This is a genomic window from Alphaproteobacteria bacterium (assembly GCA_024244705.1).
Classification (GTDB): Bacteria; Pseudomonadota; Alphaproteobacteria; order JAAEOK01; family JAAEOK01; genus JAAEOK01.
This window is the reverse complement of sequence record JAAEOK010000079.1, coordinates 1-1,465: the sequence shown is the minus strand read 5'-3', so window position 1 is coordinate 1,465 and position 1,465 is coordinate 1. Positions and strand designations below refer to the sequence as shown.

The following is a 1,465-nucleotide window of genomic DNA, read 5'->3' as shown; positions in this document are numbered from 1 at the left end:
TGTCTCGTGTCAAGGTCTTGGGACAGATTTCGGGTCGGGAGGGTTTGGTTTTGGGGGTTGTCGGTAGCGGTGGATGGGGCGTTGCATGTTGATCGTTTCGTGGGGTCGGATCGTGTTGTAGACGATCCGGTAGTCGGCGGCCTCGGCGGCTAGCGCCAAGCCGTCTGTGATCTCTCGGCGGTAGAGCCGTTCGTATTTGGCGGATCCGAAGAACCGTTCGATGACACCGTTGGTCCACGGTGCCTTCTTCCGGGTGCGGACATGAGTGATGTGACGCTTGGAGGCGACCCAGGCAGCGAAACCGCCGCTCTTGAAACATGAGCCGTTGTCGGTAACGATCCGGAGTTTGGCGATCTCGCCGGTATCGGGATCGGTCAGGTCCTCGACCCAGTCGATGCCGAGCAGCGTCTCAACTTCGGCTAATGCGGCTTCAAAGAACAAGATGGCATCTTTGGTGGTCTTACGGATCGTGACTTCAGTCGCCAGGTTCACTTTGGCCCAGTAGTCGACGACACCACCCAGATTCCACACCCCGGCCGCAGAGGTTTCGTATTCAGAGAAGTCGGCCTGCCACAGCCGGTTGCGTCTCTCCGGTGGTGTAATGAAGGTCTCCTTGCGGAGACCAGCCAACTGGCGGACCTCAGCGGTGTAGTTGGCCGGTAAACACAGCCCATTACGTAAAAGGGCCCGATACATCGTCGAATCCGACACCTCGCCCGGGTCGACGCCGTCGATGCCGACCCGTTTCAACTCGGCCAACTTGCGATGCCCCCACCCGTCCCAATCGGCAGCCAGCGTCTTGGCATCGATCTCGACCGCGTCTTGGGCTGGTGTCGGCCACGGACCCTTAACTGCGGTGCCCGTCTGACGCCATCGATACCAAGACGACCGAGGAATCCCAAGCTGTTCACAAAACCGGGTCACGGTCATTTCGGCGTCGATCCGTGCCGCTTCGAGCTCCGCAAAGCCGGGTAGAGAGCCCCCCCTTTACGCCACACACGCAACTCCATATGAGCCTCACCCAAAGCAGACGTCAGCTCCTCAACATCGGCCTCGAGCTGCTGCTCACGAGACGAGCCACCGACCCGGCGACCCGCCTGAATCGCTGCTTGACCACCATCTAAGAACCGGTCCCGCCACTTCGCGATCGTGGTCTCAGACACCCCCTCGCGACGGGCAGCAGCCGCAACCGTGACCTCGCCACGCAACACAGCCAACACAATCCGGGTCTTCTCCTCCACAGACTTCAACGGAGGCTTTGACATGATTCTCCTTCAGATCAGGCCCCAAACTACGACCTGTCCCAAGAATCTTGACACGCGACAGAACGTCTCAACAAGGAGATCCGGCGTCGCACCAACGTCGTCGGCATCTTCCCCACCCGACCATCGATCATCCGGCTAATCGGCGCCCTACTCGCCGAACAACACGACGAATGGGCCATCGCCCGCCGATACATGAGCCT

Annotated in this window: 2 protein-coding genes and 1 pseudogene; 1 reads left to right on the top strand and 2 read right to left on the bottom strand. The window is 60.1% G+C overall.

What is annotated here, in order from left to right:
* Positions 1 to 9: 9 nt before the first annotated feature.
* Both GY791_14425 and GY791_14420 read right to left on the bottom strand, forming a co-directional pair.
* Positions 10 to 759: a transposase family protein gene (locus GY791_14425; GenBank protein MCP4329619.1), complete on the bottom strand. Its 750-nt coding sequence runs from the start codon at positions 757 to 759 to the stop codon at positions 10 to 12.
* A 167-nt stretch (positions 760 to 926) separates the two neighbouring features.
* Entirely contained in the window at positions 927 to 1,265 is a 339-nt protein-coding gene (locus GY791_14420) for a transposase (GenBank protein ID MCP4329618.1), read from the bottom strand.
* Positions 1,266 to 1,325: 60 nt separating this feature from the next.
* On the opposite strand from GY791_14420, the pseudogene GY791_14415 reads away from it, so the two are divergent.
* Positions 1,326 to 1,465, top strand: a pseudogene (locus GY791_14415) (IS256 family transposase).

Excerpts from the sequence above, each read along its gene's own strand:
- GY791_14420 (MCP4329618.1), bottom strand. The coding sequence starts at position 1,265 with ATGTCAAAGCCTCCGTTGAAGTCTGTGGAGGAGAAGACCCGGATTGTG.